Origin of the sequence: Ancylobacter sp. IITR112 (assembly GCF_041415945.1) — a bacterium.
Lineage (GTDB): Bacteria > Pseudomonadota > Alphaproteobacteria > Rhizobiales > Xanthobacteraceae > Ancylobacter.
In genome coordinates this window covers 154084-178203 of record NZ_JBGCUS010000001.1, presented here as the reverse complement: position 1 = coordinate 178203, position 24120 = coordinate 154084, and the positions used below count along the sequence as shown (strand labels likewise).

21 protein-coding genes, 1 tRNA gene and 1 riboswitch are annotated in these 24120 nt (G+C 68.0%); of the genes, 6 read left to right on the top strand and 16 right to left on the bottom strand.

The genetic code is table 11. The features are described 5' to 3' along the window. The first annotated feature begins 7 nt into the window (after positions 1–7). Positions 8–1129, top strand: a complete 1122-nt coding sequence (locus AAC979_RS00780) for a ribonucleotide-diphosphate reductase subunit beta (protein ID WP_371344907.1) — start codon at positions 8–10, stop codon at positions 1127–1129. Positions 1130–1184: 55 nt separating this feature from the next. Here AAC979_RS00780 and AAC979_RS00775 read toward each other — a convergent pair whose 3' ends face one another. From AAC979_RS00775 to AAC979_RS00750, 6 genes are all read right to left on the bottom strand, one after another. Next, the gene (locus AAC979_RS00775; protein WP_371344905.1) at positions 1185–2873 is read right to left on the bottom strand and encodes a methyl-accepting chemotaxis protein; all 1689 of its coding nucleotides are present in this window, start codon (positions 2871–2873) and stop codon (positions 1185–1187) included. 342 nt (positions 2874–3215) lie between these two features. Then, the gene (locus AAC979_RS00770) at positions 3216–3971 is read right to left on the bottom strand and encodes an acyl-CoA thioesterase (RefSeq protein WP_371344904.1); all 756 of its coding nucleotides are present in this window, start codon (positions 3969–3971) and stop codon (positions 3216–3218) included. After that, positions 3968–6331 (bottom strand): 5-methyltetrahydropteroyltriglutamate--homocysteine S-methyltransferase, encoded by a 2364-nt coding sequence (metE, locus tag AAC979_RS00765; RefSeq protein WP_371344903.1) that lies wholly within the window; start codon positions 6329–6331, stop codon positions 3968–3970. The genes AAC979_RS00770 and metE overlap by 4 nt, the downstream gene beginning before the upstream one ends. Positions 6332–6442: 111 nt before the next feature. Beyond that, positions 6443–6656, bottom strand: a riboswitch (cobalamin riboswitch). 652 nt (positions 6657–7308) lie between these two features. Next, a tRNA-Arg gene (locus AAC979_RS00760) sits at positions 7309–7385 on the bottom strand. Positions 7386–7568: 183 nt separating this feature from the next. Next, positions 7569–8915: a glycosyl hydrolase gene (locus tag AAC979_RS00755; RefSeq protein WP_371344902.1), complete on the bottom strand. Its 1347-nt coding sequence runs from the start codon at positions 8913–8915 to the stop codon at positions 7569–7571. Positions 8916–8954: 39 nt separating this feature from the next. Continuing rightward, on the bottom strand, positions 8955–10550 hold the full coding sequence (locus AAC979_RS00750) for a sensor histidine kinase (protein WP_371344901.1): 1596 nt from the start codon (positions 10548–10550) through the stop codon (positions 8955–8957). A 427-nt stretch (positions 10551–10977) separates the two neighbouring features. Between AAC979_RS00750 and rpmH the strand changes: the two genes are divergently transcribed. From rpmH to AAC979_RS00725, 5 genes are all read left to right on the top strand, one after another. Continuing rightward, a complete protein-coding gene (gene rpmH, locus AAC979_RS00745; RefSeq protein WP_013165198.1) occupies positions 10978–11112 on the top strand; it encodes a 50S ribosomal protein L34 in 135 nt (44 codons plus the stop codon). A gap of 65 nt (positions 11113–11177) precedes the next feature. After that, entirely contained in the window at positions 11178–11579 is a 402-nt protein-coding gene (rnpA, locus tag AAC979_RS00740; RefSeq protein WP_371344898.1) for a ribonuclease P protein component, read from the top strand. After that, on the top strand, positions 11576–13387 hold the full coding sequence (yidC, locus tag AAC979_RS00735) for a membrane protein insertase YidC (protein WP_371344896.1): 1812 nt from the start codon (positions 11576–11578) through the stop codon (positions 13385–13387). Before rnpA ends, yidC begins: the two co-directional genes overlap by 4 nt. A 16-nt stretch (positions 13388–13403) precedes the next feature. Beyond that, entirely contained in the window at positions 13404–14078 is a 675-nt protein-coding gene (gene yihA / locus AAC979_RS00730; protein WP_371344895.1) for a ribosome biogenesis GTP-binding protein YihA/YsxC, read from the top strand. Between the two features lie 108 nt (positions 14079–14186). Further along, positions 14187–15260 (top strand): NAD(P)-dependent alcohol dehydrogenase, encoded by a 1074-nt coding sequence (locus AAC979_RS00725; protein WP_371344893.1) that lies wholly within the window; start codon positions 14187–14189, stop codon positions 15258–15260. Positions 15261–15335: 75 nt separating this feature from the next. Here AAC979_RS00725 and AAC979_RS00720 read toward each other — a convergent pair whose 3' ends face one another. The 10 genes from AAC979_RS00720 to AAC979_RS00675 all read right to left on the bottom strand — a co-directional run bounded on the left by AAC979_RS00720 (position 15336) and on the right by AAC979_RS00675 (position 24023). Continuing rightward, positions 15336–15659, bottom strand: coding sequence for a multiprotein-bridging factor 1 family protein (locus AAC979_RS00720; RefSeq protein WP_371344892.1), 324 nt, complete (start codon positions 15657–15659; stop codon positions 15336–15338). 94 nt (positions 15660–15753) lie between these two features. Next, positions 15754–16215, bottom strand: coding sequence for a PTS IIA-like nitrogen regulatory protein PtsN (gene ptsN / locus AAC979_RS00715; RefSeq protein ID WP_371344890.1), 462 nt, complete (start codon positions 16213–16215; stop codon positions 15754–15756). Between the two features lie 91 nt (positions 16216–16306). Beyond that, complete coding sequence (gene hpf, locus AAC979_RS00710; protein ID WP_371344889.1) at positions 16307–16909, bottom strand: ribosome hibernation-promoting factor, HPF/YfiA family; 603 nt, start codon at positions 16907–16909, stop codon at positions 16307–16309. A gap of 195 nt (positions 16910–17104) precedes the next feature. Further along, entirely contained in the window at positions 17105–18688 is a 1584-nt protein-coding gene (gene rpoN / locus AAC979_RS00705; protein WP_371344888.1) for an RNA polymerase factor sigma-54, read from the bottom strand. 51 nt (positions 18689–18739) lie between these two features. After that, a complete protein-coding gene (lptB, locus tag AAC979_RS00700) occupies positions 18740–19735 on the bottom strand; it encodes an LPS export ABC transporter ATP-binding protein (RefSeq protein ID WP_371344887.1) in 996 nt (331 codons plus the stop codon). Positions 19736–19955: 220 nt separating this feature from the next. Beyond that, on the bottom strand, positions 19956–20636 hold the full coding sequence (locus AAC979_RS00695) for an LptA/OstA family protein (RefSeq protein ID WP_371344885.1): 681 nt from the start codon (positions 20634–20636) through the stop codon (positions 19956–19958). Positions 20637–20683: 47 nt separating this feature from the next. Further along, on the bottom strand, positions 20684–21478 hold the full coding sequence (locus AAC979_RS00690; RefSeq protein WP_371344884.1) for a hypothetical protein: 795 nt from the start codon (positions 21476–21478) through the stop codon (positions 20684–20686). 141 nt (positions 21479–21619) lie between these two features. Beyond that, positions 21620–22252, bottom strand: a complete 633-nt coding sequence (locus AAC979_RS00685; protein WP_371344882.1) for a ribonuclease D — start codon at positions 22250–22252, stop codon at positions 21620–21622. Between the two features lie 78 nt (positions 22253–22330). Next, the gene (gene ubiA / locus AAC979_RS00680; protein WP_371344881.1) at positions 22331–23302 is read right to left on the bottom strand and encodes a 4-hydroxybenzoate octaprenyltransferase; all 972 of its coding nucleotides are present in this window, start codon (positions 23300–23302) and stop codon (positions 22331–22333) included. 4 nt (positions 23303–23306) lie between these two features. Beyond that, complete coding sequence (locus AAC979_RS00675; protein ID WP_371344879.1) at positions 23307–24023, bottom strand: hypothetical protein; 717 nt, start codon at positions 24021–24023, stop codon at positions 23307–23309. Between the last annotated feature and the right edge of the window lie 97 nt (positions 24024–24120).

Genomic DNA, 24120 nt, shown 5'->3' with positions numbered 1-24120 from the left:
CATGACGATGCTCGACTGGTCAGAGACCAAGCCCGCCTCCGCACCCATCCATCCCGCCTTCGCGGCTCCCGCCGGTGACGCCACCGGCCTCGGCGCCATCGAACGCGGCGCCGCCCGCGTCACGGTGGACGAGAAGCGCATGATCAACGCCCGCGCTGACGTGAACCAGCTTCTGCCGCTCAAATACAAATGGGCGTGGGAGAAGTACCTCTCCGGCTGCAACAATCACTGGATGCCGACCGAGGTCTCCATGCAGGCTGACATCGCGCTGTGGAAGTCACGCGATGGCCTCACCGAGGACGAGCGGCGCATGCTCAAGCGCAATCTCGGCTTCTTCGCCGCCTCGGAATCGCTGGTGGCCAACAACATCGTGCTCGCCATCTACCGCCACCTCACCAACCCGGAATGCCGGCAATATCTGCTGCGGCAGGCTTTCGAGGAGGCGGTGCACACCCACACCTTCCAGTACATCGTGGAAAGTCTCGGCCTCGATGAGGGCGAGCTGTTCAACATGTACCGCGAAGTGCCCTCCATCACGGACAAGGCGGCCTGGGCACTCAAGCACACGCAGAGCCTCGACGACCCGGCTTTCCAGACCGGCACGCCGGAGGCCGATCAGCAGTTCCTGCGTGATCTCGTGGCGTTCTACGTCGTGTTCGAGGGGATGTGGTTCTATACCGGCTTCGCGCAGATCCTCTCGCTTGGCCGCCGCAACAAGATGGTCGGCATCGCCGAGCAGTACCAATACATCCTGCGCGACGAGAGCATTCACCTGAATTTCGGCATCGACGTGATCAACCAGATCAGACACGAGAACCCGCACCTGTGGACGGCGGCCTTCCAGGATGAGGTGCGCGGCATGCTGAAGGACGCCGCGGAGCTGGAGGCCGCCTATGGGCGGGACACGATGCCGCGCGGCTTCCTCGGGCTGAATGCGGGGCTGTGCGAGCAATACATGCACTTCATAGCCAACCGCCGCTGCGCCCAGCTCGGGCTCAATCCCGTCTTCGCGGAAGCCGAGAACCCGTTCCCCTGGATGAGCGAGGCGATGGACCTGAAGAAGGAGAAGAACTTCTTCGAGACCCGCGTCATCGAATACCAGAATGGCGGCGCGCTCGCCTGGGATTGATGGATGGGCCGGCGGCGGGCAGCGGCCTCAGGCCCGGAGCCCCCGCGTGCATCCGTTAGCTTGCGCGCAGGTTCAGCACGAAAGTCCTCACCTCGTCCCGCAGCCGGCTCGCCCGGATCGAGAGCGCGTCGGAGAGGCCGATCATCTGGGTCGACGCTGCTCCGACGGTTCGCGCGGCGGTTCCCAGGCTGCCAATGCCGGCATTCACATCCTCGCTTCGCTGCGCCGCCCGCTGCGTGTTGGCCGCGATGTCGGAGGTGGTCGCTCCCTGTTCTTCAACAGCGGACCCCACCAGGGTGGAAATCGCGCGGATTTTCTCGACGGTTGCTGCAATCGTCTCGACTGAGGCGACGGTCTGACCGGTCGCGGCTTGGATGTCACTGATCTTCTGGACGATTTCTTCGGTGGCCGCTGCGGTCTGAGCCGCGAGCTGCTTCACTTCAGTCGCCACGATCGCGAAGCCGCGTCCGGCGTCGCCGGCCCGAGCCGCTTCAATGGTGGCATTGAGGGCCAGCAGATTGGTCTGCGAGGCGATGGCGCTGATGAGATGGATGACCTGCCCGATAGCTTCGGCGGACTGCATGAGCCCCTGAATGTTGGCCCGCATGACCGCAGCTTCCTGCGCCGCCTGAGTGGAGATGCCCGAGGACTCGGCCGTCCGGCCCAGTATCTCGTGGACCGAACTGGATATTTGTTCTGTGGCTGCGGCGATCGATCGTACGCTTCCGCTCGATTCATCGGCGGCGTCCGCCACGATCTGCGCCTGTCGGGCCGCTCCCTCGGCCGCCTGCGACAGTTGCTGCGCTGCGCCGTGAACTTCCTTGGAGGACGCGACGAAGCCCTCGGCGAGAGCGCCCATGCATTCTTCGAACGCCTCCGCCAAAGCGTGACGCTCGGCGGTAAGCTGCGCCGCGGCGCGCCTCGCCGCGTCGGCCTGGGCGTTCCGCATTCGGTCGGCTTCCTCCAGGGTGCGGCGGAACGCGTCGAGACCGCGGGCGAGCTCGCCCAGTTCGTCCTTGCGCGTGAGACCCTGTATCGCGACGGCGCGGTCGCCCGATGCCAAGGCCGCCAGCGCGCCGGCAAGTTCCGCCAGCGGACGGGTGAGCCGGAAGATGACGGCGAACAGGGACAGCAGGACCAGCGCGAGGGTTGCCAGGCCGGCGGCGCTGCTTGCCTGGATCGTTTCGAGGATGGTCGCCTCCGCATCCGCCTGATTGGCGGCAGCGAAGCCCTCGGCCTCGAGCACGGTGGCATCGACCGCGTGGCGATGGACGGTGTAGGCCTCGCCCATCCGCTCCGCCGCCTTCGCCGCACGCGCGGTGTCGCCCGCGACGAGCGCGGGGAACAACTCCGTCTCGCCGATCTTCCAGAAGGGGGCCGCCGTCGCGTCGATCTTGTCGATGGCGCTGCTCAGTTCAGGCGGCAGCACCTGACCGTGCCAATAGGCTATACGGGCCTCAAAATCCCTATGCAGCATGGAAAAGCGCGCCGCGTGGGCGGCGACGGTGTCGGGCTTGTTCAGGGCGATCAGCGCTTCGAGGTTGGCCTCGACGACGTAAAGCGGCGGCGGCAATATGTCGGCGATGATGTCTTTGCCGGCGATAATTCTGTCATAGGCTGGACTGCCGATGCGCGCCGCATTGAAGCCCATCGCGGCAACGATGAACGTGACAAGCGTACTGGTGACGATGAGAAGGCTGCAGAGCGCCGCCCATTGAGACACGCGATACTGAGGGATTGCCATCGCCGACGACCGGGAGTTTCGTGAGGAGAGTTCTCTTTAAGGCCCCTGAAAAAATCAGCTGAAGGAATTGGGTCCGATCTGGCACTGGCCGGCGGCTTTTGGCTCCGTTTTGGGTGATCATCGTCACCCGACTGATGCCTCCGGCGGAGCGCGGCGGCGGCGGCACCAATCGGCGCCGCCACGCCCTCTCAGGTCGGCACGCGGATGAGCGAGGCGATGGACCTGAAGAAGGAGAAGAACTTCTTCGAGACCCGCGTCATCGAATACCAGAATGGCGGCGCGCTGGCCGGGGATTGAACAGGGGATGATGCCGGCGCATTCGCCTGCGCCGGCATCACAAGGTCACGGGGCCAGTGCGACCGGCCGGTGCGCCTCATCGACCGCCACCATAACAAAGCTGCCGGTGCCGCAGGGGTGGCGCTCGCCGATGCCGAGGTCTTCCGCCCAGAGCTTGGTCTCGACGGTCATTGAGCTGCGCCCTCCGCGTGCCAGCCGCGCCTCCACCTCGATGATCGCACCGGGCCTGATCTCGCGGGCAAACTCGACCGCCGGAGCCGCGGCCATGACCACGGCGCGGCGCGAATGCCGCGTCGCCACCACAAACGCCGCCTTGGCCATGAAGGCCAGCGCGCTGCCGCCATAGAGGCTGCCGTAATGGCTGGTCTCGCCCGGCATGACGAGATCGGCCATGCGGAGAACCTCCGGGCTGTCTTCCACCGCTTCAGACACCGGCGGCATGGTCGCGGGCATCTCGGCCGCCACCATGTTGAACACCCCCACCGTGCAACGTCGCCGCGCGCCGGCGAGCGGTGCTTCGGCCACCATATCGACCTCGACACCGAGCGAACGGCGGCCGACGCGGATGACCCGTCCGGTCAGTTCGACGATGTCGCCAAGCTGTGCGGGTGCCGCGAAGTCGATCCGCTCGCAGGACGCCGTGACGAAGTCGGCTCGTGCGTACCGGGCCGCCGCGATGAAGGCGACCCGGTCCATGAGAGCGAGGCCGGCACCCCCGAAGAGGGTGCCGTGATGGTTGGTGGCGCCCGGGAAGACGATGTCGATGAGACGCGTCACTTCCGGGCTGTATGCCCCGCTCATTCGGCCGCCTGGGCGAGATCGCTGCGCAGGCGATGCGCCGCTGCCACCATGTTGATGAGCGCCGGGCGCACCTCGTCCCATTTGCGGGTCTTGAGCCCGCAATCGGGATTGACCCATATCTGCTCGGCGGCAAGGCGCTCCCTCGCCTTCACCAGCAGTTCGACCATCTCCTCGACCGGCGGCACGCGCGGCGAGTGGATGTCGTAGACCCCCGGCCCGATCTCATTGGGGTAGCGATAGTCGACGAAGGCGTCGAGCAGTTCCATCTTCGAGCGTGAGGTCTCGATGGAGATCACATCGGCATCCATGGCTGCGATGGAGGCGATGATGTCGTTGAACTCCGAATAGCACATATGGGTGTGGATCTGCGTCTCGTCCCGCACGCCGGAGGCACAGAGGCGGAAGCTCTCCACCGCCCAGTCGAGATAGGCGTCCCACTCGGCGCGGCGCAGCGGCAGGCCCTCGCGGATCGCCGCCTCGTCGATCTGGATCATCGCCGCGCCGGCGGCTTCCAGGTCGACCACCTCGTCGCGTATGGCGAGCGCGATCTGTCGGCAGGCCAAGCTTCGGGGCACATCATCGCGGACGAAAGACCAGTTGAGGATCGTCACCGGGCCGGTCAGCATGCCCTTCAACGGCCGATCGGTGCACCCTTGCGCAAAGCGCCACCAGTCGACCGTCATCGGCGCGGGCCGCGAGACATCGCCGAACAGGATCGGCGGGCGGACATAGCGCGAGCCATAGCTCTGTACCCAGCCATGCCGGGTGAAGGCGAAGCCGGAAAGCTGCTCGCCGAAATACTGCACCATGTCGTTGCGCTCGAACTCGCCATGCACGAGCACATCGAGCCCGATCTCCTCCTGCCAGCGAATGGTGCGGGCGGTCTCCTCCTTCAGAAACGCCTCGTAGGCGATGTCCGTCAGTTCACCCTTGCCGTGGGCGGCACGTGCCTTGCGCACTTCCGGCGTCTGCGGGAAGGAGCCGATGGTGGTGGTCGGGTAGAGCGGCAGACCAAGGCGCGCACGCTGCTGTTCGGCGCGGTGGGCGAACGGGCTGGCGCGGCGCGTATCCGCCGGCGTGATAGCCGACAGGCGCGCGGCGACGGCGGCATCGTGCACCTTGGCGGATGTTGCGCGGGCCTCGGCGGCCCTGGCCGAGGCGGCGAGCTTGCCGAGCACCACCTCGCGCCCGCCGGCGAGCGCGGTGCCGAGCGTGACGAGTTCGTCCATCTTCTGCACGGCGAAGGCGAGCCAGCTCTTCACATCGGGATCGAGGCCGGTTTCCTGTTCGAGGTCGATCGGCACATGCAGCAGCGAGCAGGACGGGGCGATCTCGACATGATCGGTGCCGCGCTTGCGCACGAAGGGTTCAAGCGTGTCGAGCAGCTTCGGAAGATTGGCGCGCCAGACATTGCGCCCGTCAATGACACCGAGCGACAGCACGAGGCCCGCGCGCGCCCTGTCCGCCACCTCGCGCAGTTGCCCGGCGCCGCGCACCAGATCGAGATGCAGCCCGGCGACCGGCAGGGAAAGCGCTGTGTCGAGATTGTCGCCGAGCCGGCCGAAATAGGGGGTCAGCATGATCTTCAGCCGGGGCAGCGCATGGGCAAAGAAGCCATAGGCCTCGCGCAGCGCGGCGCGGGCGGCGTCATCAAGATCTGTGACGAGGCAGGGCTCGTCGATCTGCACCCAGTCCGCTCCCGAGGCGGAGAGCCGGCGCAGCACCTCGACATAGACCGGCAGCAATTCGCCAAGCAGGCTGAGCGGTTCAAGCCCGTCTTCCTTCGCCTTGCCGAGCGTGAGGAAGCTGACGGGCCCCAGCAGCACCGGCCGTGTCTCATAGCCCAGCGCCTTGGCTTCGCGATACTCGTCGACCGGCTTGGCGGAGGTGAGCGAGAAGCGCTGCCCGCGAGAAAATTCCGGCACCATGTAGTGATAGTTGGTGTCGAACCATTTGGTCATCTCCAGCGCCGGAACGCCGTGACTCTGCTGGTCCGCGTGACCATGCGCGCACGCTGCCTCCCCGCTCTGGCTGCCGCGCGCCATGGCGAAATAGGTGTCGAGCGGCACCGGACCGCCGGTCCAGCCATAGGCGGGCGGGATCGCTCCCACCATCACCGCCGTGTCGAGCACATGGTCGTAGAGCGAGAAATCGTTGGAGGGGATGTTGGTGACGCCCAGCGCCTTCTGCCGCGCCCAATTGGCGGCGCGCAGGCGCGCGGCGGCCTCCAGCAGTGCCGGCGCGTCGCTCTTGCCGGACCAGTATGATTCAAGGGCGGCCTTGAGTTCGCGGCGCGGACCGATGCGCGGCGTACCGAGGGTGGAAACCGGCACCGTGCCGGCGGAATAAGGGAAGTTCATTCGGCTAACCCCAATCAGGATTGGGGGCAAAGGCCGAGCGGACGCGACGACGCAACCACCGGCGCAACACACCGGCGGACGCGCGAACGCACCACCGGACACCCCGCCCAGGGACGATTATGTTGTCAGGGCAGGTCTCCTGGCTCGCGGGTCACCGCCTCTCGCCCGGCCTTCCCGGAACTTGCGCTCCAGTGACACGGAATGGACGACAGGCTCGCCGCTTACAGTTGCGGGGGCAGCGCCGGCATTGTCCCGAGAGACTCACCGGCTTCCCTCTTAGCTGCGACGCACGCGGCGCCGCAGAACCTTGACGGCAGGACAATGACCCGGGCCTTCGGGATTGTCAAATAAGATATAAAGACATCTTTATGTCGACATAACGTCGGTCAACTGATCCTCTCCATGTCTGCTATCGCTCAACCGCCTTAGTTTCGTTCCTGGCGCTGACACGGACGCACTCGCTGACGGTAAAAAGTGCCGAACTAGCGTGCTTCGCTGATATCCGCTTCTGGGGACGGCCCGTCACCACGGCAATGACCGACATGGCGGCGCAAAGCGGACGATTCCATCTCTTAAACCGCCTGTCTGCCCTCCATCCCAAGACCGACAAGCAGGCACCTTATCCTGCGCGTCAAAGCGGCAATTCGCGCGACTGGCCTGCTGCCGGTTTCGTGGACACCGAGAGTGGGTGTTTCATGAAGCCGGCAGCAGGCCAGGTGGCGCAACTCGATCGATGTGGAGAACAGCGCAGCCATCCGGGCTCCGGTGCCCTAGGTCAACGCAATAATCCTGACGTCGCAGTGAGGGGCGAACTGGTCAACCTTAGTTCCGTAGTGGGTTGTCCGCCGCAAACACGCCGAGATGCGACTGGGCGCGAAGCAGTGTCCGCCCATCCAAAACCGGCGTAACTTCAAAAATTAAGCCGGTCGACAGCACCCGGCAGATTCTAAAATCTCAGCGTTTTCAATGAGATGGAATGGCGCGCCCGAAAGGATTCGAACCTCTGACCCCCAGATTCGTAGTCTGGTGCTCTATCCAGCTGAGCTACGGGCGCCCGGCTTTCCGCCCTGCGGCGGGGAAGCCTGTTCGCGGCGGGCGGACCAGAGTGGTTGGCCAACCGCGAGGGCCCGTCTGCTACCCCGTTTGCGCGCGCATTGCAAGCGGCAGCGACGCGCAAGCGCGCTATCCACAGGCGGGCGCGCCGTTCGCGTCCGCCTCCGCACACCCGCGAGTGGCGCTAGCGCACCGCGAACGGCATATTGGCGGTGGCGCCGGCGCCCTTGCCGTCGCGCAATTCGACGAAGATGCGGTAATGCCCCGGCCGGAGGCCGGCGACGCGCGCGCCGGTCGGTCCGCTCTGGCGCACCGCCTCGGGGAAAAGCGGCGGCACCGCTTCGCGATCGCCGCCAATGCCGCGTTCCTCGCTCTCGGCCATCACGAACCAGCGCACCTCCATCAGGTCGCCATCGGGCTCGACAGCGTCGAGCGTGAACGCGCCCTCCTCATTCGCCGGCCACGCGGCAAAAGGCGCGCTCGGCTCTCCCGCCACCCGCAGCGCGGCGATGCGCGGGGCCTGGTTGCCGCCTGGCGGCTGCCCGCCCCAGGCCTGCGCCATGGCTTCCGCCGCCTCCAGCCACACGCCATCGGGCAGCAGCAGGCTGTGCCAGCTCGGCGTCACCTCCTGCTTCTGGCCCCAGAGGAAGAGGATGGCGCCAGCTTCCTGCGTCTCCAGCGCGGCGAGATAGCGCCGAAGCTGGATCGCTTTCTGGGTCGAACTCGGCTCGAAGGGCGCCCCCCAGGGCGCGTGCGCCGCCTGCCACTGGCCAAGCGCGCCGAGCTCGGTGATGATGATCGGCCCGTCCCAGCCCTGCTTGCGCGCCCGCTCGGTCACGGAATAGAGGGCGTCGCCATAGGAGTTGAGACCCAGAACCTGGATGCTGGGCGCCGCCCGGCGCAGCTTTTCCACCTTGTCGCTGCCGGTCTCGGCCAGCACGGCAAGCGGGGGATGGGCGGGATCGAGGCGAGCGACCATGGCCGCGACCTCCTCGATCACAGGCCAGACTGGCGAATCATCGGCGAGGTCGACCTCCACCTCATTACCGACGCCCCACATCAGCAAAGCGGGATGGCCGCGATATTTGGTCACCACGGCCTCCAGCTCGGCGAGCTGGCGGGCGCGGAAGGCGGCGTCGTTGTAGTCGGCGCCCTGGCGCGGCTGGCCGACCCACAGGCCAACGATCACCTTGAGGCCGAGCGTGCCGGCCGCATCGAGCAGCGGGCCGGGGTCCTCGCCATAGCTGCGCACCGTGGTGGCGCCCAGTCCGGGCAGCAGCGCCAGCGGCCCGTCGCCGGCGACGCCGCGGACATGAAAGGGCTGGCCATCGACCAGGAGGCGGCGCCCCTCGACCGTAACCTTGACCGGCGCTGCCCCCGGGCTTCCGGGAATCACCGGCGTGGCGAGATTGGGCTGTGCCGGAGCGCCCGTGGCGCCCAGCAGCGGCAGGCCGGCCGCCAGCGCGGCGAGCACGCGGCGGCGGCTCAGGCCCGGCGGCAGGGAATCGGGCGAGGATAGGCGTCGGTTCACATCGCATCCTTTCGCAGAATCGGGGCGCGTTGCCCCGCCTCAGCCGAAGGAGCGCAGCGCCCGGTGGGCGTCGAGATCGACCGGCCGGTCCGGCACCCGAAGCTGGAAGGTAGCGCCGATCGTGCCGGGGACCAGTTGCAGATCGCCGCCATGCGCCTGCATCAGCTCGGCGGCGATGGCGAGGCCGAGCCCGGTGCCACCCCGGCTCACCGAGCCCTGGAACGCCTCGAACAGATGCGCCCGCGCCCGCTCCGGCACGCCGGGGCCGGTGTCGGCGACTTCGATGATGACGATCGCGCCCTCGCGCCGGCCGGTGATACGGATCTGGTCACGGGCGACATCGTTGGGCCCGCGCGCGCGCAGCGCCTCCACCGCGTTGCGGCAGAGATTGAGCAGCACGCGGAACAACTGGTCGGGATCGGCATCGACCATGAGATCGCGGTCGATCGATTCGACAAAGCCGATGCCGGTGCCGTCCTCCCCCGGGCCGAGGCCGAGCGTGTCGCGCACCTCCGCCACCAGCGGCGCCAGCGCCACCATGCGGCGCTCGGGCGGCGGCTCCTGCGCCTTGCCGTAAGCGAGCGTGTGCTCGCAATAGGCGATGGCGCGGTCCAGCGCCGCCTCCAGCTTGGGCGCGAAGCGCTGCACCGCCGGGTCGCGAATATCGGCGAGACGATCGGAAATAAGCTGCACCGAGGCCAGCAGGTTGCGCAGGTCGTGATTGATCTTCGACACGGCGAGGCCGAGGGCGGCGAGATGGCTCTTCTGCTGCAGCGTCTCGGCGATCTGCCGCTGCATGGTGGTGAGTTCGCGCTCGGCCTGGCCGATCTCGTCCATCCGCCGGTCATCGTCGCGTTCCAGCACCGGCAAAGCCGGGTTGAGGCGGAAGGCGACCATGCGCTGGGTAAGGCGGCGCATCGGCCGCACGAACATCCAGGCGAGGCCGAGATAGACCAGCGCGCCGGTGAGCGCGGCGATCACCAGCGACACCAGCAGCACATTGCCGGTGAAGCGCAGCATCGCCTTGCGCAGCGGCGTCTCGCTGATGACGATCTCGACAAAGCCGTCGCCGCGCGGCGGGGTGCCGACGGCGCGGATGATGCGCCCGTTCGGCGCCATCAGCGTGTCGAAAGCTTCGCGCACCGCCTGCCACGGCCCGACATCGCGCACATCGGCGTGGTGGTCGACTTCCGGCGGCATATCGGAAGAGGCGAGCAGGCGGCGTGTATCGTCGCGTTTGAGCGCCACGGTGATGGCGCCGACGCTGCGGAGCAATTCCTGGGTCAGTTGCGGCGAGATCATGCCGTCCGGGGCGGCGTCCAGCACCAGCGCGGCGGTCCGGGCGGCGGCGAGCCGGTCGGACAGCCAGTTGAGCCGGAACGCCGCGACCGCCGGCACCAGAATCAGCACCTCCGCCAGCAGCACGAAGGCGAGGGTGAAGGCCAGCAGCTTGCCGGAGAGGCCGAGATGGAACCCGCGGCGCGCGCCCGGCTGTGGCGCGGCGGCGCCACCCGAGGCGCGGGATTCGCCGGCTCCGGAAGGCAGGCGTGCCGCCTGCGCGCGCACGGGCTCGCCGTCCGCCGGCAGGGCGGGCACGGCGACGCCATCGGTGCCGGCTTGCGAACGCTTCCTCATGCCCAACGCTTCTTCCGCTCCGCGCCGGGTCCCCGATGGTCCCGGCGCGCCGTATCGGATGGCAGGATTACGGCGGTGAAACGACGCCGGATCAGAAAGACGTGACCGCCCTCCCCGCGCCAGCCTGCCGCTCCCGCCGATCACGATCATGTAATGTGCCGGCGAGACGTTGCCAGAGGGGCCGCCACCCGCCCCGCGTGCCGGCCGGAGCGTGCCCGGCGCTGCGGGCCGGTGGATTGGCCGGCCTCCCGCGGCAATGGCGCATTGACTTGGGCAAGAGCGCCCCCTATAAGCCGCCCAACCCACGGCTGCCCGCCGTTGGAAGTCTCCTGCATCTGCGCTTCTTCGCCCCGGCTGGCTCCGTGGCGCGCCGGAAAGGGAAACGTCCGGCGGGAGGGCGGCAGATCGAACAAGCGGAGAGAGAACCGTGAAGCGCACTTATCAACCGAGCAAGCTCGTGCGCGCCCGCCGGCACGGCTTCCGTGCGCGCATGGCGACCCGCAACGGCCGCAAGATCATCAATGCGCGCCGGGCCCATGGCCGCAAGCGCCTGTCGGCCTGACCGCGCTTTTCGACCCCACATGGCTGGGGCGCGCCCCTCTGTTGCCTGAGGATCGGCGCCCTACCATGGACCGGCTCGTCAAGCGCAAGGACTTCCTGGCCGCAGCGTCCGCGCTGCGCGCCAATTCCGGCCCGCTCTTACTGCAGGGCCGTGATCGCGCCGACCAGGCGCCGGCCCGTATCGGGCTCACCGTTACCAAGAAGCACGGCAATGCCGTCGAGCGAAACCGCATCCGCCGCCGCCTGCGGGCGGCGGTCCGCGACGCCTTGCCACGCGCCGGGCAGGACGGTTTCGACTATGTGATCGTCGCCCGGCGCGCCGCGCTCGGCACGCCGTTCAACGCCCTCATCCACGACATAGAGCGGGGTATCGCCCGCCTTCACTCAGGAAGCCGGCGCCCGCCCAAGCCTGCGCGCGCCGACGCCGCGCAACGCCCGCCGCGCGCCGACGGAGAGCCCCTGCCATGACGTCCGAAAACCGCAACATGATCCTCGCCATCGTCATGTCGATGGCGGTGCTCATTGCCTGGCAGTTCTTCTCCGGCGTGCCGCAGATGGAACAGCAGCGACAGCAGGCCCAGCAGCAGGCGGCCCAGCAGGCCCCGGGCGCGGCCGGCTCGCAGGCCCCTGCGCCCGGCACCGCCGCCCCGGCCCCGGCGGCGACGCCGCCGCGTGCGCTGAGCCGGGCGGAAGCGCTGGCCCGCTCCCCGCGCGTCGCCATCGACACGCCGAGCGTCATCGGCTCGGTGGCGCTGAAGGGCGGGCGCATCGACGACCTGTCGCTCAAGGGCTATCACGAGACGGTGGACAACAGCAGCCCGATCATCGTGCTGCTGTCGCCCTCGGGCGGGCCGAACCCCTTCTATGCCGAATTCGGCTGGGTACCCGGCGCCGGCTCCACCGTCGCGGTACCGGCCGCCGACACGGTGTGGACCGCTCCGGAAGGCGCCCGCCTCACCCCCGATACCCCGCTGGTGCTGACCTGGGACAACGGTGCCGGCCTCACCTTCCGCCGCACGTTGACCATCGACGCCAACTACATGTTCCATGTGGTGGACGAGGTCGACAATGCCACCGACGCGCCGGTGGCCCTCCACCCCTATGCGCTGGTCTCGCGCCACGGCACGCCGCACACGCTCGGCTACTACATCCTGCATGAGGGCCTGATCGGGGTGACCTCGGAAGGCGGCCTGCACGAGATAAAGTACAAGGACATCGCCGAGAAGAAGAGCGAGACCTTCCCCTCGGTGGGCGGCTGGCTCGGCATCACAGACAAGTACTGGGCCGCGACCGTCATCCCCGGCGCGCAGGAAAAGGTGCAGGCGCGCTTCTCCGCCGCGCAGTCCGGCAACGACCTGACCTACCAGACCGATTTCCTCGGCGATGCCGTGACCGTGGCGCCCGGCGCCAAGGCGGCCACGGACGGGCGCCTGTTCGCCGGCGCCAAGGTGGTGCAGCTCGTCGACGGCTACCAGCAGCAGTACAATATCGACCGCTTCGACCTGCTGATCGACTGGGGCTGGTTCTATTTCATCACCAAGCCGCTGTTCCTGGTCATCGACTGGATCTATCGCTTCGTCGGCAATTTCGGCGTCGCCATCCTCGTCGTCACCGTGATGCTCAAGGCCATCTTCTTCCCGCTCGCCAACAAGAGCTACGCCTCGATGGCGAAGATGAAGGCGGTGCAGCCGGAGATCCAGGCGCTGCGCGAGCGCTATGGCGACGACCGCGTCAAGCTCCAGCAGGAGATGATGGAGATCTACAAGAAGGAGAAGATCAACCCGGTCGCGGGCTGCCTTCCGATCCTGATCCAGATCCCCGTCTTCTTCGCCCTCTACAAGGTGCTGTTCGTCACCATCGAAATGCGGCACGCGCCGTTCTTCGGCTGGATCCGCGACCTCTCCGCGCCCGATCCGACGACCATCTTCAACCTGTTCGGCCTCATCCCCTGGGATCCGGGCTCGGTGCCGGTGATCGGTCACTTCCTCATGCTCGGCGTCTGGCCGATCATCATGGGCTGCACCATGTGGGCGCAGATGAAGCTCAACCCGGCCCCGCCGGACCCGACGCAGAAGATGATCTTCGACTGGATGCCGCTGGTCTTCACCTTCATGCTGGCCTCCTTCGCCTCCGGTCTCGTCATCTACTGGGCGTGGAACAACACGCTGTCGGTGATCCAGCAGTCGATCATCATGCGCAAGAACGGCGTGAAGATCGAATTGTGGGACAATGTGAAGAGCACCTTCGTCCGCAAGAAGAAGCCAAAGGCCGGCTGAGGAAGGCACGCACACCATGGAACAGGCCGACGACACGTCCGCCGCGTCGGCCTTCACGCCCGACGAGATCGAAGCCGGGCGGCGGCTCTTCGCCGGCGAGTGGACCTTTCTCTCGGCGGCGCCGACCATCGCCACCCTGCCGCCGATGCGCTCGATCGAAATCGCGCTGGCCGGCCGCTCCAATGTCGGCAAGTCGAGCCTCGTCAACGCGCTCACCGGGCGCAAGGCGCTGGCCCGCACCTCGGTGACGCCCGGCCGCACGCAGGAACTGATCTTTTTCGGCCTCGGCCCGGACCTCACTCTGGTCGACATGCCCGGCTATGGCTTCGCCAAGGCGCCCAAGGACAAAGTCGACGCCTGGACGGCCACCGTCCACGCCTATCTGCGTGGGCGCGCCAACCTCGCCCGCGTCTTCGTGCTGATCGATTCCCGCCACGGGCTGAAGCCGATCGACCGCGAGGTGCTGGACGGGCTCGACAAGGCGGCGGTGTCCTATGCCGTCGTGCTGACCAAGGCCGACCAGTTGAAGCCGGCGGAGCTGGCGCAGCGCGTGGAAGAGACGCAGGCCGGCCTTGCCCGCCGCCCGGCGGCCTTCCCGCTTGTCTTCCCCACCTCCAGCCGCGAGGGCAGCGGCATTGCCGAGCTGCGCGCCGCGGTGGTCCGGCTGATGGCCGAGCGCGGCGTGCGCTGAACCCCTTTTCCCGCCTCACCCGGGTTTGATCGCCGGCTTTTGACCCCTGTCATGGCCGCACCCTGTCGGGCGCGCGAGTGTCGCGCGCGTCAACCGCAGGAGTTTGCGATGCCCAAGATGAAAGCCGCCATCTTCGTCGAACCCGGCCGGATCGTTCTCGACGAGAAGCCGATTCCCGATGTCGGGCCGCTCGATGCGCTGGTGCGCGTCACCACCACCACCATCTGCGGCACCGATGTGCACATCCTCAAGGGCGAGTATCCCGTCGCCAAGGGCCTCACCATCGGCCATGAGCCGGTGGGCGTGATCGAGAAGCTCGGCTCGGCCGTGACCGGCTATCGCGAAGGACAGCGCGTCATCGCCGGCGCCATCACCCCCAGCGGCCATTCCTATGCCTGCCTGTGCGGCTGCGGCTCGCAGGACGGGCCGGGCATGAAGCACGGCTTCAAGCCGATGGGCGGCTGGAAGTTCGGCAACACCATCGACGGCACCCAGGCGGAATATGTGCTGGTGCCGGATGCCCTCGCCAATCTCGCCCCGGTGCCGGAGGCGCTCACCGACGAGGAAGTGCTGATGTGCCCGGACATCATGTCCACCGGCTTTTCCGGCGCGGAAAGCGGCGCGGTGCAGATCGGCGACATCGTCGCGGTGTTCGCGCTCGGCCCCATCGGCCTGTGCGCGGTCGCCGGCGCCAAGCTGAAGGGTGCGACCCGCATCATCGGCGTCGACACCGTGCCCGAACGCCTGGCCATCGCCCGGCAGCTCGGCTGCAGCGATGTGGTGGACTTCAAGCAGGGCGACGTGGTGGAGCAAATTCTGGCGCTGACCGACGGGCGCGGCGTCGATGTCGCCATCGAGGCGCTGGGCACCCAGAACACCTTTGAGAGCGCGCTGAAGGTGCTGCGCCCCGGCGGCACCCTGTCCTCGCTCGGCGTCTATTCCACCGATCTCAAGATCCCGCTCGGCGCCTTCTCGGCGGGGCTGGGCGACAACAAGATCGTCACCACGCTCTGTCCCGGCGGCAAGGAGCGCATGCGCCGACTGATCGACGTGATCGCCTCCGGCCGGGTCGACCTCAAGCCGTTGGTCACGCACCGCTTCAAGCTGGACGATATCGAGGCGGCCTACGAGCTGTTCTCGCACCAGCGCGACGGCGTGCTGAAAGTGGCGATCACGCCCTGAGCCACCGCCGCATCTGCCTTCCCGGACGGTCCGGCGGATCGTCCGGGAAAAGGCTGGCGCCGCCTTGGGTCGGTGTCAGCCATCATTGGCGGAACTGAGCCGCGCGGTGGGGATATAGCCGCCCTGCTGGCGGATGCGCAGGCCCGGGCCGCCGCCGCTGCTGGCCTGGCCGGAGGCAAGGAACTCCACCCCGCCCTCTTCCAGCGCGCGCATCACCCGTTCCGCCTCGCTCGGATCGAGGTCATCGACGGTCTCGCCGCCGCGCTCGAACCGCTCCAGCCACGCCGCCGTTACCCGCGCCTTCTGCGCCAGATCATCCGCGCTCCATCCCAGGAGCGCGCGCGCGGCGCGGCATTGTCCGGCGGACAGGGCGAGGCTGGCGGGAAGGGTTTCGGGCATGGCGGGCCTCCTGAACAAACACTTTCGACCCTGATGAGGTAGGGCGCCCGGGCGGTGAAGTCACCGCCCGGTGACGCACGGCGCCGGGCCCACGTCACGCGGCGTCGGCGGGGGCGCCGGTAAGCAGGGTGTGGATCGCCTGCGCATCACGGCACTGGCGCAGCTTGCGGGCGACCTCGGGGTCGCGCAGCAGCCGCGCCACCCGCGCCAACGCCTTGAGATGATCGGCGCCCGCCGTTTCCGGCGCCAGCAGCAGGAAGATGAGATCGACCGGCTCGCCATCGAGCGATTCGAAGTCGATCGGCCGCTCCAGCCGGGCGAACATGCCGAACAGCTTGTCCATCTTCGCCAGCTTGCCATGCGGAATGGCGATGCCATTGCCGACGCCGGTGGAGCCGAGCCGCTCACGCTGGTTCAGCGTTTCGAAAATCTCGCGCTCGTCCCGTTTCAGCAGCGCCGCCGCATGGGCGGAAAGCTCCTGCAGGGCCTGCTTCTTGCTGCCGACCTTGAGCGTCGGGAACACCGCGGACGGTGCCAGAATGTCATTCAGAGCCATGAGACGATCCGCGGCGTGGCGATCCGGGTCGGGGCGCGGCGACGCGCGCCAGCCGCTGGGGCGGCCGCGCGCGTGCCATGAGGCAGGGTGATCAATGCACGTCTTCCGCCTGGGCGCTCGCCGGCGGGTCCACCCAGCCGACATGCCCATCCCCACGCCGGTAGACGACGTTGATGCGGCCATGGCCGGCATGGCGGAACACCAGGGCGGTGGCGCCGGTGAAGTCCAGTTCGAGCACCGCATTGCTGACCGAAAGCCGGGGCAGGTTGGCGGTGGCTTCGGCAACCACGGTCGGGCACCAGCCTTCGCTCGGCTCGGCATCCTCGTGGTCGGGGGCGGAAAACACGGTCAGCGGCACGGTCTCGGCCGCCGCGCCGGCATCGCTTCCCTCGCCATTGACGGCGCGGCGCTTCACCCGGCTCTTGTAGCGGCGCAGCCGCGTCTCGATCCGCTCCACGGCGGCGTCGGCGCTGGCATAGGGGTCCTGCGCGTCGGCATGGGCCTGCAGCACCGTCCCGCTGTCGAGATGCAGCGCGCAGTCCGCGCGATAACCGGAGCCCTCGCGGGCGACCGTGACGTGGCCGGACCAGCCGCCGTCGAAGTACTTGTCCATCGCCCCGGCGACGCGATCGGAAACGCGCTGCCTGAGAGCTTCGCCCACATCGAGATTTTTACCTGAAACCCGCAGCGGCATCGTGACTAGTCCCTCTGCTGGGGCGGGTCGGGAAGCGTTCGCGAAACCGCCCCTCGCCCTGCCCGAACTCCCTAACATGCCCGGCCGGTGCCACTAAGAGGTATGAGCCGCGAGAGAAAGTGTCAACGAGAAGCGGTGGACAGCGTAGGCGAAGCTTGTGTGAAGCCGGTGCACATCCTCCGCGCGCCGGCGTTTTCAGCCCCCCGCGACCGCCGCCTGCTTCTCGCGCCGGCGCTGCACGGAGGAAGGAATCCGCATCGCCTCACGGTATTTTGCCACCGTGCGGCGGGCGATGTCGATGCCCGCTTCGCGCAGGCGCTGCACCAGCGTGTCGTCGGACAGCACGTCGTCGGGGCTTTCCGCCTCGATCATCTGCTTGATGCGGAAGCGCACCGATTCCGCCGAATGCGCCTCGCCGCCGTCCGAAGACGAAATAGAGGACGAGAAGAAATACTTCATCTCGAAGATGCCGCGCGGCGTCGCCATGTATTTGTTGGACGTGACGCGCGACACGGTGGATTCGTGCATGCCGATGGCGTCCGCCACCATGCGCAGGTTCAGCGGCCGCAAATGCTGCACGCCGAGCGTCAGAAAGGCGTCCTGCTGGCGCACGATCTCGGTCGCCACTTTGAGGATGGTGCGGGCGCGCTGGTCGAGCGAGCGGGTGAGCCAGGTCGCGGTCTGCATGCAGTCGGAGAGGAAGGCCTTTTCCCGCTCGTTGCGGGTGATCTTCTGCACGCGGGAATAATAGGCCTGGTTCACCAGCACACGCGGCAGCGTCTCGGAATTGAGCTCCACCAGCCAGTTGTCCGGCCCGCCGCGCACGAACACATCCGGCACCACCGGCTGGATGATGCCGGAGCCGAAGGCGAGGCCGGGCTTGGGATTGAGCCGGCGAATCTCTCCGACCATCTCGGCCAGGTCTTCCTCGTCGACACCGCACACCCGTTTCAGCGTGGCGAATTCGCGCCGCGCCAGCAGTTCGAGATGGGCGAGCAGCGCCGCCATGCAGGGGTCGTAGCGATTGCGCTCGCGCAACTGAATGGCGAGGCATTCGGCCAGCGAGCGGGCGCCGATGCCCGGCGGGTCGAAGCTCTGGATCACCTCCAGCACCTTCTCCACCGCCGCGAGCGGCGCGCCGAGCCGTTCGGCGACGCTGGCGAGATCGGCGGAGAGATAGCCGGCCTCGTCGATCAGGTCGATCAGATTATGGGCGATCAGCCGCTCGACGGGATCGCTGACCGCTAGTACCAACTGCGCTTCGAGATGGTCGGCGAGCGAGGTCTCGGCCGAGACAAAGGCTTCGAGATTATAGCCCTCGCCGTCAGCCCCTCCGCCGCCGGCACCGGTCCATTCCGAATAGGCCGGCCCCTCGCCGCTCGGCAGCGGCGCCGCCGGCTCGCGGCCATTATCGTCGGGGAAGACGTTCTCCATGCCGGTGTCGAGCCGGTCCTCAATGGCGCTGCGGCTGGTCTCCAGCCGCTCCTCCAGCCAGTCGGAGACGCGCTCCTCGCGCTCATGCGCCTGCTCCGCCCGGGGATCGAGATCGGCATCGCTGGTGCGCTCACGCACCGCCCCGGCATCCGCCTCGCCCTCGCCGCCGCGCTCGCCTTCCGGCTCGGCCTGGCGTTCCAGCAGCGGGTTGCGCTCCAGTTCCGCCTCGACATAGGCCACGAGGTCGAGATTGGAGAGTTGCAGCAGCTTGATCGCCTGCATGAGCTGCGGCGTCATCACCAGCGACTGGGTCTGGCGGAATTCGAGACGCGGACCTAGCGACATGGCACGCACTCTCCACGGGCGGCGGCAGCGTTGGGCGGGACAGGGTCCATGCTACAGACGGAACTCCTCGCCGAGATAGAGGCGACGGACTTCCTCGCTCGCCACGATTTCCTCGGGCGAGCCTTCCATCAGCACGGTACCGGAATGGATGATATAGGCGCGGTCGATGAGGCCCAGCGTCTCGCGCACATTGTGGTCGGTGATCAGCACGCCGATGCCGCGCTCGGTGAGCTGGCGCACCAGCGCCTGGATGTCGCCGACCGCGATCGGGTCGATGCCGGCGAAAGGCTCGTCGAGCAGCATGAAGGTGGGACGGGAAGCCAGCGCGCGGGCGATTTCCACGCGGCGCCGCTCGCCGCCGGAAAGCGCGATGGAAGGCGATTTACGCACATGGGTGACACGGAACTCTTCCAGGAGCTGGTCGAGCTGGCGCTCGCGCTCGCGGCGGTTCGGCTCGACCACTTCCAGCACGGCGCGGATGTTGTTCTCCACCGACAGGCCGCGAAAGATGGAGGCTTCCTGCGGAAGATAGCCGACGCCGAGGCGCGCGCGGCGATACATCGGCAGGTGGGTCACGTCATGGCCGTCAAGCTCGATGCGGCCGGCATCGGCCTTCACCAGCCCGGTGATCATGTAGAAGATGGTGGTCTTGCCGGCACCATTGGGCCCGAGCAGGCCGACCGCCTCACCGCGCCGCACATGCAGGCTGGCCCCGCGCACCACCTGCCGGCCGCCATAGCTCTTGGCGAGGCCGACGGCGTTCAGCATCCGCTGCTCCCCGGCGGCTGGCTCGGGAGTGCGGAAATGCGCGGAGGCGACCGAGGCCGGCGCGGAAGCGGTTCCCCCGGCGCGGGCCTGCGGCTGAGGTGCCCCGCGCGACGGCTGCAGATCCGCCGCCAGCGCCGCTTCGAAATCGGCCTGAAACCGCGCCTCGATCTCCTCGGCGCTCGGTGCCGCTGGGGGGCTGTCAATGCCGCGCCCGGGCCCGGAGGCGGAATGTTGAGACGCCGCCTTGCCGCGTCCGACGATGGTCGAGAAAAGACCCACGCGCACCCTCCGTGGTGGGATCACCACCCGCAAGGTGATAAACGTTCCGCGCGCCGCTGGCAAATCGCGATGCAAGAACCGGGCCGAAACGGGCGCAAACGCCGGCAAAAGCGAGATTCCGGTGCCCGATTACCCTAGCCCGCTCGGCGCGCCGAGGTGAACTCCCGACGGCCAACAATCCCGCGCGCCGGCGCCAGGCCGGCGCTGCTTCAGCCGCGGCTCAGGGCGCCGGTTTGGGCTTGGCCGCCGGCGCAGCCGGCTTGGCGCCGGGCAAGCCGCCATCGGCGCCCTTCATGCTGTTGGGCACGATCAGGCTTTCGATACGCCCGCCATCGAAGCGCGACAGGCCGGTGGTGAGGTCCACCGTGAGCTTTTTGCCGCGGATGACATTCGGCCCGGAGGTGAGCACGACAGGATTGCCCGTGAGGGTGATGGTGTTCGCCTTGGTTTCGAACACGCCCTGATCGCCGGTGGCGGTCTGCTCCTTGGTGGTCACCACCACCGAGCCGTTGATCTCCAGCCGCCGGATGGCGGAGGAGTTGATCGGACTGCCCGCCGCCAGCGCGTCGCCGGAAGGCGCTCCGGCCGGCTTGGCGCCGGCCGCGTCCTTGCCGTCGTAGAACACCACAAGTTCCCGGCAGCGCATGGTGGTGTCGCCCTGCTGCACCACCACATTGCCGCTGAACACCGCCTGCTTTTCCTGGTCGCGCACTTCCAGGCTGTTGGCGTTGATGCGTATCGGCTCATCGCGATTGGCGGCGAAGCCCTGCAGGGCGTTCGGCACATTGTTCGCCTGCGCCAGCGCGGCGGAGGTCAGGCCACCGAGACCGGCGGCGAGGACGAGGGCGGCGAGGCCGGCGCGGAGGCGGCGATGGGGCGTGCGGGCATGGGGCTCGGTCATACCGACATGTCTAGCCGTCCCGGGCCGAGGGTTCAATGCGCGCGCCCTCACGGAGTGGCGCCGGTGGAGCGGGCGGCAGCGGCCGCGGGAGGCGTCGCCGCCGGGGGCGCGGGGCGCGGCTTGGCCGGCGTGTCGTCGGCCGGCATGCGGAAGTCCAGTTGCACATTGCCGACCAGCAAGGCCCGTGAATCCTTCTGCGACACTTCGAGCGTGTCGGCGGTCAGCTTGCCGTCGAGATAGGTCAGCTCCACCGGGCTGTTCGACACCATCTTGCCGTTCTTGATGTCGATCGAGGCGTCTTTCAGCCGCCCGCCATAGCCGGAGGAGGTGTCAAAGGTCACACCGCCGTCGAGGGTGAGGTTTTCCGTCTTGGTGTCGTAGCTGCCGCCAATGGCGGTGAGGCTGGCCCAGCCCTTATCCGCCAGTTCGAGCTTGGCCTCGATCTTGTCGAGGGTGATGCGGTTGGGTTCGGTCAGGTCCTGCGAGGCGGAAATGGCGGACACGTCATAGCCGCGATTATCGGCGGTGAAGCCGTGCAGGCGCGGGAATTCCATCTTGACCTGGGTCCCCGACAGCGACACCCGGCCGAGATCGAACGGCAGGTCGACGGCAAGGGTGAAGGGGTCGAGGTAGTTGATCGCGACCGTGGCACTGAGCACCAGCACCACCCCGACCGGCAGGGCGACGCGCAGGAACCGCACCCGACGACTGTGGCGACGGGCGTTCTTGAACAGCTTCGCGCGCCGCGCATCCTGCGCAGCGGCGTTCCCCGAGGCGCGGCGCGCCACCGGTTCGCTCGCTTTCGCGCCCCGCGTCATGGGCGGTTCGACATGCTTGTTCATGCGCGACGGTTCATCCCCGGCTGACGGCCGCCTTCCGCACCCTGGCCGGCACCCAAGATGGCGGCTTCCAGCCCAGGGCGCAAGCCGCGCGGCCGCACCTCTCCCCTCGCCGCAGAACCCGGCGATTGTCGGGCGGCGCGCTCACATATGCGCGAAGATGTCCTGCTCGGGCCATCCCGCGAGATCGAGCTTTGCCCGCGTCGGCAGGAAATCGAAGCAGGACTGCGCCAGTTCCTGCCGCCCCTCGCGCGCCAGCATGGCGGCGAGCCGCGCCTGCAGCGCGTGCAGATGCAGCACGTCGGAAGCCGCATAGTGCAATTGGGCGTCGCTCAGCTCATCGGCCGCCCAGTCCGAGCTCTGCTGCTGCTTGGACAGGTCGACGCCGAGCAGTTCTCGGACGAGATCCTTGAGCCCGTGCCGGTCGGTATAGGTTCGGGTCAGCCGCGAGGCGATCTTGGTGCACCACACCGGCGACACGGTGAGACCAAAGGTCTTGCCGAGGATCGCGACATCGAAACGGGCGAAATGGAACAGTTTCACCGAGGCCGGATCGGTGAGCAGCCGCTCCAGATTGGGCGCGCTGCCAGGCCCGGCGCCGGCGGGAATCTGCACCACGTCGGCGGTGCCGTCGCCCGGGGAAAGCTGCACCACGCACAGCCGGTCGCGGTGCGGGTTGAGGCCAAGCGTTTCGGTGTCGATGGCGACAAAGGGCGCCTTGTCGGGGGTATAGCGGGCGAGATCGACAAGATCGCCGCGGTGCAGGCGGATGCTCATGGGACCCATGGATTTACAGTGTTCGCGCTGCTTACCACCACCCGCCCCGCCCCGGCAACCTCGCGCGGGGCGGCACGCTCAGGCCAGCAGCGCGTCGATGACCAGGCCGGCGAGCAGGATCAGCCCGGAATCGCGATTGGAACGGAACAGCCTCAGGCACAGGGCGCGGTCGTCAATATCGAGCCGGGCGATCTGCGTGGCGAGCCGCACGGTGAAGATGCCGAGCCCGCCAAAGGCCCAGGGCCCGGCCCCGGCGCTGGCGAGCGCGAGGCCCATCAAGACCAGGGCGCCGCCATAGAGCGCGACAAGCCAGGGCACGGTGCGCGCGCCGAACAGCAGGGCGGAGGACTTCACCCCGACAATGGCATCGTCCTCGCGGTCCTGATGCGCGTAGATGGTGTCATAGCCCACCACCCAGAGGACAGCGCCGGCATAGAGCAGGAAGGCGGGCGCGGGCAGCGCCTCGACCAGCACCGCAAATCCCATCAGCGCGCCCCAGGAGAAGGCGAGACCGAGCACGAGCTGCGGAATCCACATCACCCGCTTCATCAGCGGATAGACCACCACAAGCCCGAGCGATGACAGCGCGACGGCAATGGCGAAGAACGGCAGGCACAGCAGCACCGCCAGCCCCACGAGGAGTTGAAGCGCGAGAAACAGCACCGCGCCCCTCAGCGTCACCTGCCCGGCGGGGAGCGGGCGGGAGCGGGTGCGCTCCACCCGCCCGTCAATATCGCGGTCGAGAATGTCGTTCCAGGTGCAGCCGGCCCCGCGCATCGCCACGGCGCCGATGGCGAACAGCACGGCCCACATCGCCGCCGCGCCATAGGTGGGCACGCCGCTTTCCGCCTGCACCCGCAAGGCGAGCGCCAGCGACCACCAGCAGGGAATGAGCAGCAGCCAGCTACCGATCGGCCGGTCGGCGCGGGCGAGGCGCAGGAACGGCCTGAGCGCGGCAGGAGCGTAGCGATCCACCCAATTGCCGGCGGAATCGGCCGGCACCGGCCCAGCAGGAGACGGCGCGGCAGGAGACGGCGCGGCCGATGTCATCGGTTCAGCGCAGCGCGTCGCCGCCGAGCGTGTCGAAGACGCCGCCCGGAGGGGCGCCCGTCGTCGGCAGACCGCTCGACAGGCCGAGGCCGGCCGAAATCGAGCTCTGCGGGGGCGGACCGCCGGGGCCACCGCCACCGCTCTCCTGCATCTTCGCCACCTCGCAGATCTTATTGCGCGTCGTGTTCACCGAACTGACATTCTGCTTGAACTTCTTCAGCACCTCATCCGGCACGCCGCATTTGGCCTTGTTGGTGTTGAGGAAGGAATAGAAATTCTGCTGCGCGCTGGCGAACGTGCGGAACATCGGGCACAGCTCGGACGGCGGCAGCTTCTTCTTCGCCGCGGCCTGCAGCGCCTCGCCGCGCGTTTCAACCTCGCCGCGCAGCTTGTTCACCTGCCCCTGACATTCCGAGGAATCGGGTCTGGCCTGCTGCGCCGCCGCAGCCGGTGCCATTCCCGGGTCGATGCTCCCCGAGGGGGAAGGCCCGAGGGTTGAGGAAAAGCCCGGACTGAAGCCCGGCGCCGGCTCGGCCGCCTGCGGAGCGGGCGCGGGCTGCACCACCACAGCCCCCGCGGAGGAGCCGGACTCGGACGAGCCGCCGGGAGCGCCGATCCACTGGGCGCCGGCGGGAAGCGTGCCCAGCATCCCGGCGAGCAGCAGCCCTGCCAGCATCGGGGGCGCGGAGCTTGCCCGCAGGCGCATCGGATGACTGTTCAAAAGCCAATCTCTCATCAGGAGGTCGATCGGTGCCGTGTCATTGACCAAGCGTGATACAGAGGCACGAAAGTTTGGGCAACATCGCGGCGTGCGCGAT